Raw genomic sequence first — 14,080 nt, 5'->3', positions numbered from 1 at the left:
TCAACGACTCACAACAATCGCCTGGTTATTCATAATACGCGGAGTCAGGAATACCAGCAGCTCGGATTTTTTCTCCGCCAGCACATCGCGCCGGAAAAGGCGGCCAAGATACGGCACATCGCCCAAAAATGGCACTTTATCTACCACTTTGCTTTGGGTATTGGAGAAAACTCCGCCGATCACAATGGTCTCGCCATCCTTGACCAGCACCTTGGCGTTGACCTCGTTTTTCTTGATCGGTGGTACGTCGTTGAGCCTGTTGAGATAGTCCGGCTCATCCTTGGTGACTTTCACTTCCATGATCACCCGGTCATCAGGGGTGATCTGAGGGGTCACTTCCAACGACAGCGAGGCCTCCTTGAACGACACCGACGTGGCGCCACTGGAGCTGGACTCCTGGTACGGAATCTCGGTGCCCTTAAGGATGCGCGCGGTCTCCTTGTCGGAGGTCACGACCTTGGGCTGGGAAACGATCTCGCCGTTGCCGGTCTTTTCCATGGCCGTCAGTTCCAGGTCCAGCAGCACATTGTCGGTGATGTAAGCCACACCCAGGCCGGACGCGCCGGCTATTGCGCCGAGGTCGACAAACGGTGAGCCAGGCGGATTTTCCGGCGGTTCTACGCCATCGGGCAGGGGCTTTGGAATGCCACCGGCCTGCCAGTTGCCGCGATTGAGCCGTCCGCCCCAGCGTGCTCCCAGGCTTTTGTCGTAATCGACGTTGGCCTCCACGATCCGCGCTTCGATCATGACCTGCCGCACGGGGATATCCAACTGCGCCACGATGCGCCGCAGCTCGTCGAGCCGCTCGCCGGTCTGGTAGGCGATGATGTTGTTGGTGCGCTCATCCACCGCCACCGAACCGCGTTCGTCGGTGGCCCCTTCAAGGCCGGTCACCGACTGGAACAGCCTGGCCAGATCGGCTGCCTTGGCATAATTGACCTGCAACAGCTCCCGCCGCAGCGGTGTGAGGTTGGCTATCTGCCTGCGCGACTCCAGCGTCAGCAGTTCGCGGGCTGCCAATTCCTCGGCGGGCGCTACCAGCAATACGCCGGCGTGAATGCGCTTATCCAACCCCTTGGTCTGTAACACCAGCTCCAGCGCCTGATCCCAGGGCACATCTTTGAGGCGCAGTGTGATCGAACCCTGGACGTCATCGCTGGCGACCAGGTTAAGGCCGGCCACATCGGCAATCTGCTGCAATACCGCGCGCAGCTCTATGTTCTGGAAGTTGAGCGTGAGCTTGTCGCCGCTGTAGGCCCCCGCCATGGCCCCACCCGGCGGCGGCAGTTGAATAAGATCTATACGGTTGGGCACAGCGGCAGCCATCGGTGCTGTGAACGCTATCCATAGCGCCACACCGAAGGACGAGAAAGTCCTTTTCATTTGTTCGATTCCGTTATGAGTTGACGTTCAACACGAGGGTTCTGGGGCGCTCCAGCCACGCACCCTGTTTATCGGGAAACAGCTCGACCACTTCAATATGGCTGTCATGAATAGCCGTAACGCGCCCGTGGTCCGGCCCGAGATAATCGCCCAGCGCCAGGCGATACACATCGGTCGCCACGCGCAACAGCGCAAAGGTCTGCGCGCCTCGCGCGAGCGTGCCGACCATCTGGAAGCGCTCCAGCGCCTGGCGCTCCAGAGGGCCTCTGGGCCGCTCCAGATCCGGCGCAGGCGCACGCCGCCCAGGCCTATGCTCAACCTGCAAGGTCGACGGCTGGAACGGATCGCGCAAACCGGCCCCTTGATAGACGAAGGATGCGCCTTGCGGCAGTGGTCGCTCACGCACCGGAGCCCCAACGGCGGCCTGATCACGCCGGTACGTCTTGACCAGCAGATCGAGGCGCAATAATCGGCCCTCACGCTGCACGTCCATCTCATGCACCGTGGTAAGTCGCGAAAGCCCTTCAACGGCGCTCATAAACATGGCCAGATCGTGATAGGCACCCGTGACGCCGATCTGCATCGGCTGCGCGGTATACAGCGGCGCCGGCTGTTCTTCCTGCGGAGCCACCCTTTCGACTAACACGCCATTGGCCAGCGCCAACCGCGCGATATCCTCCAGCAGGCCGGGCATTTCGGACCCGCCGGGCAACAGCCGTAACAGTGCATCGGCCTCGGCCTGCATCACTTGGAGCTGCCGCGCACGCACGTCACGGCTGGCCGCTACGGCGCTCTGCTGCGCGAGTTGCTGGCGAAGAATCCCCTCCTGCGCCTGTGCCTGATGCAACCGAGCCCGTGCAGGACTCAAGAGCATCCATTCACCCACAGCCAGCACTGCACCGGCCAGGACGCAGCCGAGCAAGAGCTTGCCAGGCAAGGGCCATTTTGCAGCGTGGTAAGAGAGTGCGCCGAGTTCGAGCCTGGGCAGGCTCATGGCTGGGCCTCGGAGGATTCTCCCTGGCGCACCATCAATTGAAATTCGTTATCACCGCTCGCACCTTCGGTGCGCACGTGCTGCAGGCGCGCTGTGTGGACGCCTTGCGACACCTCCAGCCGGCGCATCAGTTGGGCAATGTCCTGGCTGGATTCGGCACTGCCGCGAATACTCACCGTATCGCCTTTGGCCACTACTTCATGCAGATGCACCCCATCCGGCACCGCACGCGCCAGTTGGTCCAGTAACTGGGCGCCGGAAGAGCGACCATTGTGCAAGTCCTGCACGATCTTCATTCGCTCGGCCAACTGCTGGCTTTGCGCCTCCAGGTCGTCAAGGGTCTTGATGCTGGAATCCTGAAGAGCGAGATCTTTGTCCAGGTGATTATTACGCGTCACCTGCCGATCGATCGCCTGGTCAATGACCTGGTCCGCCAGCCACACAACCACCAACGCCACGCAGACGAACACCAGCATCAACACCATAAAGTAGCGGCGTCGCCGCTCGGCCCGAGCCTGGCGCCAGGGCAAAAGATTGATACGTGTCTTCAAGCGAAACTCCTCAGGGCCAGTCCGCAGGCGATTCCCATTCCTTGGGCATCCATGGCCCATTGTGCACCATCGACTCGATGGCCCGACGTGAAGCTGGCGAAATCCTGACTGCTCGCGCGCGCCATTGCAAACGCTTCAACATCGACCACCGCCGGCACCAGCCCAGCCATGGCCAGAACGGCCTCCCGGGCCTCCACATGTTCCTTCAGGCACGCCGCCAGCAATACCTCGACCCGTGTCGGGTCAGCAACCGAGCGCCCCTGGACTTGAAAGTCGAAGGCCATGTCATCCAACGGGTATGGAATGTACTGCTCTGCCTCCCTCTCGACCACCCCCGCCATCTCTTCCTCCGCGAGCCCGGCCTCCAGCTCGATCAATCGCGTGATGACCGAAGGGCCCGACACCGCCACTGCAGCGCGCCTGGACGTTGCCTGAACCCTGGGCAGCGCCGCGCGCAGGGCCTGCCCGATGCCTTCGAAGTCCAAAAAAGCACCATCTACCACCGCCCGGGCGGGCAACCCGTGGATGGCATACCCTGCGACGCTGTAACCAGCGGGATCGAGCCGCAACTCGACGAGCCTGATGGCCGTGTCGCTGATATCGATGCCCAGCAAGGTGTCGACTTTTCGCCTGAATAATCCTTTTCTCATAAAACTCCCCAAAACTTTCCCTGTCATACCGCCTGGTTGCCTGACACCGTGCATTCGGTCGCCTTGTTGCAGAGGCGCGAATGACGCCCCAGGCCGAAAATGCTTTAATGCCCAGCGTTTTTTCCCGCTTTTATCTGCAGCTCGGGTTGATCCATCGTTCGCCATGCATGCCCCGACGCCTAACCCATTCTTTTCTCTGGAAATCCAAAAGCCTTGATTCGTCTGCTGAAGTTTTTCGGGTACTCCATTGTCGCCATCGTCTGCGGGCTCCTGCTCGTGCTCAGCGGGGCGTATCTCTACCTTAGTCCGGGTTTACCGTCGGTAGAGGCCCTCAGAAGTATCCAGTTGCAGATTCCTCTGCGGGTCTACAGCAGCGATGAAAAACTGATCGCGGAGTTCGGCGAAATGCGCCGCACACCGATCCGTTTTGCCGACATTCCGCCCAATTTCATCAGCGCCCTGCTGTCGGCCGAGGACGATAATTTTGCCAACCACTATGGCGTCGACCCCAGCAGCCTGGTGCGCGCCGCGACACAGTTGGTAAAAAGCGGACATATTCAATCCGGCGGCAGCACCATCACCATGCAGGTGGCGAAGAACTTCTTCCTCACCAGCGAGCGCAGTTTTTCACGCAAGGCCACCGAGATCCTCCTGGCCCTGCAGATCGAGCGCCAGCTGACCAAGGACGAGATCCTCGAGCTGTACGTCAACAAGATCTACCTGGGCAACCGCGCCTACGGCATCGAAGCCGCGTCCCAGGTGTACTACGGCAAGTCCATCCGCGACGCCAGCCTGGCGCAGATGGCCATGATCGCCGGCCTGCCCAAGGCTCCGTCGCGCTTCAACCCCCTGGCCAACCCGGCACGCAGCAAAGAGCGTCGCGACTGGATCCTGGGACGCATGTACAAGCTGGGCAAGATTTCCCAGAGTGCTTACGAAAGCGCCGTGGCCGAGCCACTGAATGCCAGCTATCACGTGCCGACGCCGGAAGTGAATGCACCGTATATCGCCGAAATGGCCCGCGCCGAGATGGTCGGTCGCTACGGCAGCGACGCCTACACCGAAGGCTTTCGCGTGACCACTACCGTTCCGAGCGATTTGCAGGAAATTGCCAACGATTCGGTGCATTCCGGGTTGGTTGCCTACGACCAGCGTCACGGCTACCGCGGCCCCGAATCACGCCTGCCAGGCAAGACCCTGAGCGCCTGGACCGCAGAGTTGGGTAAACAGCGCCCGATCAGCGGCCTGGAGCCGGCCATTGTCACCCAGGTCAAGAAAGACGGCCTGCAAGTGCTCACCCGTACCGGCGAAGCCCACGTGGCGTGGGACAGCATGAAATGGGCGCGCCCTTTCCTGAATACCAACAGCATGGGCGCCATGCCCAAGCAGCCATCGGACGTCTCGCAGGTGGGCGACCTGATCCGTGTGCAACGCCAGAAGGACGACAGCCTGAAATTCAGCCAGGTGCCATTGGCCCAGGGCGCGCTGGTATCGCTGGACCCGCAGAACGGTGCGATTCGCGCCCTGGTCGGCGGCTTCGCGTTCGAACAGAGCAACTACAACCGCGCCACCCAGGCCAAGCGCCAACCGGGTTCGAGTTTCAAACCGTTCATCTACAGCGCCGCGCTGGATAACGGCTACACGGCTGCCAGCCTGGTCAACGATGCGCCGATCGTGTTTGTAGACGAGTATCTGGACAAGGTCTGGCGCCCGAAGAACGACACCAACACCTTCCTCGGTCCGATCCGTATCCGTGAAGCGCTGTACAAGTCGCGCAACCTTGTGTCGATCCGCCTGCTGCAGGCCATGGGCGTCGGCAAGACCATCGACTACATCACGCGCTTTGGCTTCAACAAGTCAGACCTGCCGCCGAACCTGTCGCTGGCGCTCGGCACCGCCACCCTCACGCCGATGGAAATCGCCACCGGCTGGAGCACCTTTGCCAACGGCGGCTACAAGATCACGCCGTACCTGATCGACAAGATCGAAAGCCGCAACGGCGACACCCTCTTCACCGCAAACCCGCCACGCGTTCCGGGCGATGTGGTCAACGGTGTGGCGGCCACTGACGGCCTGGCCGCGCCGAGCCACGGCGGCATCACCATCGAGCCAACACCCGGCACGACTCCGGCAGCCGCCAACCCCAGCGCCCCCAGCGAACCGCAGGCACCGGCTGTGGCCGAGCGCGTGGTGGATGGCCGTACCACCTACATCCTCAACAGCATCCTGGAAGATGTGATCAAGAAGGGCACCGGCCGCCGCGCCCTGGCCCTGGGCCGCGCGGATATCGCGGGCAAGACCGGTACTACCAACGAATCCAAGGACGCCTGGTTCTCCGGCTACAACGGCGACTACGTCACCACGGTGTGGACCGGCTATGACCAACCGGAAAGCCTCGGTCGCCGTGAGTTCGGCGGCACCGTCGCGCTGCCGATCTGGATGAGCTACATGGGCGCAGCCTTGAAGGACAAGCCGCTGCACACCCAGCCGGAACCGGAAGGCATCCTCAGCCTGAGGATCGACCCGGTGAGTGGCCGTGCGGCCTCGCCAAGCACGCCGAATGCGTACTTCGAACTGTTCAAGAGCGAAGACACGCCGCCGTCGGTCAACGAACTGGGCAACGGCGTCGTACCAGGCAGCCCGCTGCCGGCGGATGAAGGCGCGCCGATCGATCTCTTTTAGAGAGCGGCAAGCTGTCAGCTACAAGCGGCAAGTTAAGAGCTGCGATGTGCCGTTCTTGAACTTGTCGCTTGCAGCTTGAAACTTCCCCATAAAAAAACCCGGCGTTCTTAGCCGGGTTTTTTTATGGGTCTACGGCTTAGCCGTTGAACACATCATCCACGCTCTGCAGCGGGTAGTTTTTCGGATACGGCAGGGTCGCCACACCGGTCTCGATCGCAGCCTTGGCCACGGCGTCGGAGATCAGGGTGATCAGGCGCTTGTCCATTGGTTTCGGGATGATGTACTCACGTCCGAATTCCAGCTTGGCGCCACCGTAGGCGTCGCACACGTCCTGAGGCACCGGCAGCTTGGCCAGTTCACGCAGGGCGTTGGCGGCCGCTACTTTCATTTCTTCGTTGATGCGCTTGGCGCGAACGTCCAGAGCACCACGGAAGATGAACGGGAAGCCCAATACGTTGTTGACCTGGTTCGGGTAGTCCGAACGACCGGTGGCCATGATCACGTCGCTGCGGGTGGCGTGAGCCAGTTCCGGCGCGATTTCAGGGTCTGGGTTGGAGCAGGCGAACACGATCGGGTTGGCTGCCATGGACTTGAGGCCTTCGGCGCTCAGCAGGTTCGGGCCGGACAGGCCGACGAATACGTCAGCGCCGTTCAGCGCGTCAGCCAGGGTGCGCTTGGAGGACGGGTGGGCAAACATCGCCTTGTACTGGTTCAGGTCGGTACGCTCGGACTGGATAACGCCCTTGCTGTCGACCATGTAGATGTTTTCCAGCTTGGCGCCCATGCTGACGATCAACTTCATGCAGGAGATGGCCGCCGCACCGGCACCCAGGCAGACGATCTTGGCGTCAGCCAGGGTTTTGCCGGCGATTTCCAGCGCATTGATCATGCCGGCCGCGGTCACGATCGCGGTGCCGTGCTGGTCATCGTGGAATACCGGAATGTCGCACTGTTCGATCAGGGCCTTTTCGATCTCGAAGCACTCAGGCGCCTTGATGTCTTCCAGGTTGATGCCACCGAAGGTGATGGAAATGCGCTTGACCGTGTCGATGAAGGCCTGCGGGCTTTCGGAATCGACTTCGATGTCGAACACGTCGATGCCGGCAAAGCGCTTGAACAGCACGCCTTTACCTTCCATGACCGGCTTGGATGCCAATGGGCCGAGGTTGCCCAGGCCGAGAATCGCGGTGCCATCGGAAATTACTGCAACCAGGTTGCCTTTGCCGGTGTACTTGTACGCCAGCTCGGGGTCGCGAGCGATTTCACGTACGGGCTCGGCCACGCCAGGGCTGTAAGCCAGCGACAGGTCGCGGGCGGTGGCGGTGGCTTTGGTGAGCTCTACACTCAGCTTTCCTGGACGAGGATGGGCATGATATTCGAGAGCGGCAGTTTTCAAATCAGACATATCGGCATTCCGCTTTTACTGTTGGTCGACGGACCGCCGAGGATACGCGTGTCGCAAAGTCCCTACAAGACTGGGCAGTCACCGGTGTCAAGGCCCCAAAGCGCCGTACTTTGGTCTAAGGCCACGGGATACAAGGGCTTGACTGTTCACAATCCACTTAAAAAATGTCTACAACTTTTTATCAGCGATGCACTTTCAGCATGCCGGGATCGGTCAGTGGCAATAACCAACGCGCCTGATGAGTTTTAATGCCACCGCGCCGGGCGCGATCCTGCACCCAGCCTCGAGCCTCGACGGTCTCGCCCTGCAGATTCTTCAGCAGGCGACTGTCGAAGTGCCCGGCCAGATCGGGCGCAATGCGTAATACCAATGAGCCCTGCAACTCGATCCAGATTCCGCCACGGTTGCGTTCGATACCGCGAACTTGCCCACTGATCACGGCGAATCCGGAACGTTTGACGTGTGCCACCGTGCGCACCGGCGATTGGCGCCACAACCCCTTTTGCGCATTGCGCGCGCTGGCTTCGGCAGCCTGCTGGCATGTCACCAGGTCGACATTCGGCGCGACCGCGACCTGAAACCCCAGGCCGTCGGCGAGCAACTGCGCTTCCAGGTTGCGGCCATCGGCGCCGTATAGATGGGCCAGGGTTCGCCCGTAGCGATCCTTGGCCTCACGTCCCGGCACCAGGCCGACCCGCCCGCCACTGGCCTGCACCAACGCCTGCAGACGCTGGCGCGCGGCGACTGCGAATGGCTCGTCAGGGCGCCCCTTCTGGCCGATTTCCGGCGCATTGAGGCCAATCATGCGCACGCTGCGACCATCGCTGAGACGCACGGTGTCGCCATCCACCACCCGCGCCACCTGCACCTGCACCAAGGACGCCGGCGCGCTGCAAAAGGCCTGCGCTTGAACGGCCGACAGCCAAATCCCAGGCACAAAAAAGGCGCCCACAAGGGACGCCTTCTTCAACCACAGGTAAAAGCCCATAAGGCTTTTGAACCTTACTCTGCTGGAGTAGCAGCAGGCTTCTTGCCGAAAGCACCAAAGCGATCTGCGAAGCGCTGTACACGGCCGCCGGTGTCCAGAGTTTTCTGCTTACCGGTGTAGAACGGGTGGCACTCGTTGCATACGTCAGTACCCAGTGGCTTGCACAGGTTCGAACGAGTTTCGAACTTGTTGCCGCAGCTGCAGGTCACTTCGATGGTTTCGTACGCTGGATGGATATCGGCTTTCATGGTGACTTCCTCTGGCTAGCGTGCCGCCACTCGACACTATTGTCGAATACCGCACGTAATTAGGCCGCGGATTCTACCAGACCTTTGTAATCGCGCAAGCGGCCCCTATGCCAGAAAAGCCCCTTTCATCAGAAAACCACGGCATACCCATTAACGCCCTCCTCTGCTAGGCTCGCGCCCCTGCGCCACCGCCTGCCTTTATAAGAGACTCCCTGCGTGCCCGACGCCATTTTGCGCCTCGCCCTGCCCTCGCCCCTGCGCCGCCTGTTCGATTACCGTGCGCCGGCCGGCGTGCTGCGTGCGCAGTTGCAGCCGGGGATGCGCGTGCGTGTGCCGTTCGGCCGTCGGGAAATGATCGGGATCCTGGTGGAAGTGGCCGACCACAGCGAGGTGCCGGCCGAGAAACTCAAGCCGGCCGTGGCGATCCTCGACGCCACCCCGCCGCTGCCGCCTGCGCTGTTCAAGCTATGCCTGTGGACCGCGCAGTATTACCAGCACAGCCTGGGCGATACCTTGAGCTGGGCGCTGCCGGTTCTGCTGCGCCAGGGCGAACTGGCCGAGGCGCGCCAGGAACGTTTCTGGTCGACGGTGCCCGGCGCGCGCCTGGACGACCCACGCATCGCCCGCGCCCCGCGCCAGCGTGAAGCCCTGGCGACGCTGGCTCAACACCCCCATGGCGTGGCGCATCAATTGTTGAGCAAGCTAATGCTGAGCAAGGACAGCCTCGACCTGCTGCTCGCCAAAGGCCTGGTGCAGGTGGAAATCCGCAAGCATGCCCCCGACGCCCGCCACGAACACTGGCTGGCCCAGCCGGAACTGCCGTTGAATGCCGAACAGCGTGCCGCCTATGAAGCGATTCGCGCCGGCTTCGACAGCTTCAATGCGTTCCTGCTGGCCGGCGTGACCGGCAGTGGCAAGACCGAAGTTTATCTGCAACTGATCCGTGAAACCCTGCAGGCCGGCAAACAAGCCCTGGTGCTGATCCCGGAGATCAACCTCGGCCCACAAACCCTGGCCCGCTTCGAACAACGCTTCAATGCACGCATTGCCCTGGTGCATTCGGCGGTCAACGACCGTGAGCGCCTGGAGTCCTGGCTGGCGGCGCGGGACGGCGAGGCCGATATCATTATCGGCACCCGTTCGGCGCTGTTCACGCCAATGAAAAACCCTGGGCTGATCATCATCGACGAGGAGCACGACGGCTCCTATAAACAGCAGGAAGGCCTGCGCTACCACGCCCGCGACCTGGCGTTGGTGCGCGCGCGCCAGGAAGACATTCCGATTGTGCTGGGTTCGGCCACGCCATCGCTGGAGAGCCTGCACAACGCCTACACCGGCCGTTACGGACTCCTGCGCTTGAATGAGCGAGCCGGTGGCGCCAAACAACCACGTTTCCTGCGGTTGGACGTGAAAAGTCGCCCACTGGACAGCGGCATTTCCGGGCCGATGCAGCAAGCCATCGGCCAGACCCTCGCCGCCGGACAGCAGGTGCTGGTGTTCCTCAACCGCCGCGGGTTTGCCCCCACCCTGCTGTGCCATGACTGCGGCTGGATGTCCGAGTGCGAACGCTGCGATGCGCGCATGACCGTGCATCAGCGCTACGGCGAGTTGCGTTGCCATCACTGCGGCCACGTGGAACGGGTGCCACGCCACTGCCCGCAATGCGGCAAAGTGGACCTGCGACCGGTCGGCGCGGGTACCGAGCGCGCCGAGGAGCGCCTGGGCATTCTGTTCCCTGACTACCCGGTGCTGCGGGTCGACCGCGACAGCACCTCGCGCAAAGACGCGATGAACCAGCTGTTCGCCACGATCCAGAAGGGCCAGCCGTGCATCCTCGTGGGCACGCAGATGCTCGCCAAGGGTCATCACTTCCCTCGGGTGACGCTGGTGTCGATCCTGGACGCCGACGGCGGCCTGTTTTCCGGGGATTTCCGTGCCAGCGAACGCATGGCCCAGTTGATCGTGCAAGTCGCCGGCCGCGCGGGACGCGCCGAGGAGCCTGGGCGAGTGATCATCCAGACGCACCTGGCCGACCATCCGTTGCTGATCCAGCTGACCGAACAAGGTTATTTTGCCTTTGCCGAACAGGCCCTGAGCGAGCGTCGTTCCGCCGGCCTGCCGCCATTCGCGCACTTGGCGCTGCTGCGCGCCGAGGCTCATAAACCCGGGCAGGCCGAAGGTTTTCTGGATGAAGCCTGCAGCGCCGCCGAACGTTTGCTCGGCGAGCTGGGTCTGACCGGCATCGAACTGCTCGGCCCGGTGCCCGCGCCCATGGAACGCCGCGCCGGACGTTATCGTGCTCAACTGCTTTTGCAAGCAACGTCACGTGCGCCCTTGCATCGCCTGTTAAGTAGCTGGTTACTTGCGCTGGAGCAAATGCCAAGCGGTCGCCAGGTGAGATGGTCGTTGGACGTAGACCCGGTAGATTTGTATTAAGCCTGGCCACAGGTCCCGCGAAGGTTGGCAAGCCCGCCCCCGCCACGGATAATGCCCAGTTTTTCCACCTGCGCATCGCGCGCCGCCGCTTGCGGTCGAAAGAGAACACCATGAAAGACACCATTCGCCAGCTGATCCAACAAGCCCTCACCCAACTCGTCAACGAAGGTGTGTTGCCTGAAGGCCTGACGCCGGCGATCCAGGTGGAGAACACCCGTGACAAGACCCACGGCGACTTCGCCAGCAATATTGCGATGATGCTGGCCAAGCCGGCCGGCATGAAGCCGCGCGACCTGGCGGAGAAAATCATCGCCGCCCTGCCCGCCGACCCGCAGGTGAGCAAGGCCGAGATCGCAGGCCCGGGCTTTATCAATATCTTCCAGAACACCCAGGCCCTGGCCTCGCGCCTGGACGCCGCGCTGGCCGATGCCCGTATCGGCGCGCGCAAGGCCGGCGACATCCAACGCGTGGTCATCGACCTGTCGGCGCCCAACCTGGCTAAAGAGATGCACGTCGGCCACCTGCGCTCGACCATCATCGGCGACGGCGTGGCACGGGTGCTGGAGTTCCTCGGCGACACCGTGATTCGCCAGAACCACGTCGGCGACTGGGGTACCCAGTTCGGCATGCTGATGGCCTACCTGCAGGAAAATCCGATCACCAGCAATGAGCTGTCGGACCTGGAAAACTTCTACCGCGCCGCCAAGAAGCGCTTCGACGAATCCGAAGCGTTCGCCGACCGCGCCCGTGGCCTGGTGGTCAAGCTGCAGGCCGGCGACGAGGAATGCCTGGACCTGTGGAATCGCTTCCGCGATATCTCGCTGTCCCACTGCCAGGAAATCTACGAGCTGCTCAACGTCAAGTTGACCATGGCCGACGTGATGGGCGAGAGCGCCTATAACGACGACCTGATCAATGTGGTCAACGACCTCAAAGCCAAGGGTTTGCTGGTGGAGAGCAACGGCGCGCAGTGCGTGTTCCTCGAAGAATTCAAGACCGCCGACGGCGAGCCGCTGCCGGTGATCATCGTCAAGGCCGATGGCGGCTATCTGTACGCCACCACCGACCTGGCGGCCGTGCGCTACCGCAGCGGCGTGCTCAAGGCGGACCGTGCGTTGTACTTCGTCGACCAGCGCCAGGCCCTGCACTTCCAACAGGTGTTCGAGGTGGCACGCCGCGCCGGGTTCGTTACCCACCCGATGCACATGGAACACATGGGCTTCGGCACCATGAACGGCGCCGACGGCCGACCGTTCAAGACCCGCGATGGCGGCACCGTCAAGCTGATCGACCTGCTTAACGAAGCCCAGGAACGGGCCTACAACCTGGTGAAGGAAAAGAACCCGGAGCTGGCCGAGGCCGACTTGCGCAATATCGCCCGCGTAGTAGGCATCGGCGCGGTGAAGTACGCCGACCTGTCCAAGCACCGCACCAGCGACTACAGCTTCAACTTCGACCTGATGCTCAACTTCGAAGGCAACACCGCGCCGTACCTGCTGTATGCCTACACCCGCGTGGCCGGTGTGTTCCGCAAACTGGGCAAGGACTTCAGCCAGGTCGAAGGCCGGATCGTGCTGGACGCGCCCCATGAACAGGACCTGGCCGCCAAGCTGGCGCAGTTCGGCGAAGTGCTGAACAGCGTTGGCGAAAAAGGCACGCCGCATATCCTGTGCACCTATTTGTACGAAGTAGCCGGGTTGTTCTCCAGCTTCTACGAGAACTGCCCGATCCTCACCGCCGACGACGAAGCCCAGAAGCAGAGTCGCCTGCGCCTGGCCGCACTGGCTGGACGGACCCTCAAGCAAGGCCTGGAGTTGTTGGGCCTGGAAACCCTGGAGCGTATGTAAGTTGGCTGCCAAGAAAAAACCTGCACCCAAGCGCGGCGCGAGCCGCTACCAGGCCCCGGCGAAGAAGCCGATCCCGGGCTGGTTGTGGATGGCTATCGGCCTCACGGTCGGTGCGTTTGTGGTGTTTCTGATGAAGCTGGACCCGGGTCAGGGCGATGACGTCAAACGGGTCAAGCAGGAACAGCAGAAAGCCTCGAAGATCGCCGAAGCCAACAAGACCGCCCCGAGCCCGACCGCACCGGTGAAGCCCAAATACGACTTCTATACGCTGCTGCCGGAATCGGAAGTGATCGTCCCGCCCGACGCCGTCCCGGAAAAAACCCTGCCGACGCCGCAAGTGCCGACCACCCCGGTCACCCCGGCCGAAGCCGCCAAGATCGATACCGCACGCGCCCAGGCAGCGCTGGCCGGCATCACCCCGCCGCCGGCACCACCGGTCGCCGAGACCAAGGCGGCACCGGTGACCAAGTTCTTCCTGCAGGCCGGTTCGTTCCCGAAACAGGCGGACGCCGATCGCGTGCGTGCGCAGATCATCCTGCTGGGCCAGACGGTGACCGTGGAGTCCGGCACGGTGAAGGACGCGACCTGGTATCGCGTGCTGGTAGGGCCGTTCAGCAACCGCGAACAGCTGACCGTGGCGCAGAAGCAATTGGCCGGGGCCGGGTTTAGCAACCTGTTGTTACAACAGCGCCAGAGCCGCTGATTTCGAAGACACACCAGCATAAATGTGGGAGAGGGCTTGCCCCCGATAGCGGTAGATCAGTCAATATTTTCGGTGACTGATACACCGCCATCGGGGGCAAGTCCCCTCCCACTTTTGGTTTTGCAGTGCTCTGAAATGGGTGTCAGACCGATAAACACCACTCGTCCGCCATAAACCCCCATGGTTGAAATCC

General features: G+C 62.1%; 10 protein-coding genes and 1 pseudogene. 4 read left to right on the top strand and 7 right to left on the bottom strand.

What is annotated here, in order from left to right; all coding sequences use genetic code 11:
* From G7025_RS17285 to pilM, 4 genes and pseudogenes are all read right to left on the bottom strand, one after another.
* Positions 1-1,257: pseudogene (locus tag G7025_RS17285) on the bottom strand (type IV pilus secretin PilQ); the annotation flags it as partial.
* A 139-nt stretch (positions 1,258-1,396) separates the two neighbouring features.
* Positions 1,397-2,377, bottom strand: a complete 981-nt coding sequence (locus G7025_RS17280; RefSeq protein WP_181080352.1) for a pilus assembly protein PilP — start codon at positions 2,375-2,377, stop codon at positions 1,397-1,399.
* The gene (locus tag G7025_RS17275; RefSeq protein WP_253510060.1) at positions 2,374-2,928 is read right to left on the bottom strand and encodes a PilN domain-containing protein; all 555 of its coding nucleotides are present in this window, start codon (positions 2,926-2,928) and stop codon (positions 2,374-2,376) included. The genes G7025_RS17280 and G7025_RS17275 overlap by 4 nt, the downstream gene beginning before the upstream one ends.
* Positions 2,925-3,578, bottom strand: coding sequence for a type IV pilus biogenesis protein PilM (pilM, locus tag G7025_RS17270; RefSeq protein WP_181080350.1), 654 nt, complete (start codon positions 3,576-3,578; stop codon positions 2,925-2,927). Before pilM ends, G7025_RS17275 begins: the two co-directional genes overlap by 4 nt.
* A 216-nt stretch (positions 3,579-3,794) precedes the next feature.
* Here pilM and G7025_RS17265 point away from each other — a divergent pair, with 216 nt between their 5' ends.
* A complete protein-coding gene (locus tag G7025_RS17265) occupies positions 3,795-6,260 on the top strand; it encodes a penicillin-binding protein 1A (protein ID WP_375139338.1) in 2,466 nt (821 codons plus the stop codon).
* Positions 6,261-6,396: 136 nt separating this feature from the next.
* Here G7025_RS17265 and G7025_RS17260 read toward each other — a convergent pair whose 3' ends face one another.
* The 3 genes from G7025_RS17260 to rpmE form a co-directional block, all read right to left on the bottom strand.
* On the bottom strand, positions 6,397-7,665 hold the full coding sequence (locus tag G7025_RS17260; RefSeq protein ID WP_181080348.1) for a malic enzyme-like NAD(P)-binding protein: 1,269 nt from the start codon (positions 7,663-7,665) through the stop codon (positions 6,397-6,399).
* Between the two features lie 181 nt (positions 7,666-7,846).
* A complete protein-coding gene (locus G7025_RS17255) occupies positions 7,847-8,653 on the bottom strand; it encodes a thermonuclease family protein (RefSeq protein ID WP_181080347.1) in 807 nt (268 codons plus the stop codon).
* A 14-nt stretch (positions 8,654-8,667) separates the two neighbouring features.
* Positions 8,668-8,901 carry a 50S ribosomal protein L31 gene (gene rpmE / locus G7025_RS17250; RefSeq protein WP_005784030.1) on the bottom strand — a complete coding sequence of 78 codons (234 nt, stop codon included), beginning with the start codon at positions 8,899-8,901 and terminating at the stop codon, positions 8,668-8,670.
* A gap of 216 nt (positions 8,902-9,117) precedes the next feature.
* Between rpmE and G7025_RS17245 the strand changes: the two genes are divergently transcribed.
* The 3 genes from G7025_RS17245 (at position 9,118) to G7025_RS17235 (ending at position 13,887) form a co-directional block, all read left to right on the top strand.
* Positions 9,118-11,337: a primosomal protein N' gene (locus G7025_RS17245; RefSeq protein ID WP_181080346.1), complete on the top strand. Its 2,220-nt coding sequence runs from the start codon at positions 9,118-9,120 to the stop codon at positions 11,335-11,337.
* Positions 11,338-11,447: 110 nt separating this feature from the next.
* The gene (argS, locus tag G7025_RS17240) at positions 11,448-13,184 is read left to right on the top strand and encodes an arginine--tRNA ligase (protein WP_181080345.1); all 1,737 of its coding nucleotides are present in this window, start codon (positions 11,448-11,450) and stop codon (positions 13,182-13,184) included.
* A gap of 1 nt (position 13,185) precedes the next feature.
* Complete coding sequence (locus G7025_RS17235; RefSeq protein ID WP_181080344.1) at positions 13,186-13,887, top strand: SPOR domain-containing protein; 702 nt, start codon at positions 13,186-13,188, stop codon at positions 13,885-13,887.
* The last annotated feature ends 193 nt before the right edge of the window (positions 13,888-14,080 follow it).

The organism is Pseudomonas lurida (assembly GCF_013522705.1).
Classification (GTDB): Bacteria; Pseudomonadota; Gammaproteobacteria; order Pseudomonadales; family Pseudomonadaceae; genus Aquipseudomonas; species Aquipseudomonas quebecensis.
This window is presented reverse-complemented; position numbering and strand designations above follow the sequence as displayed.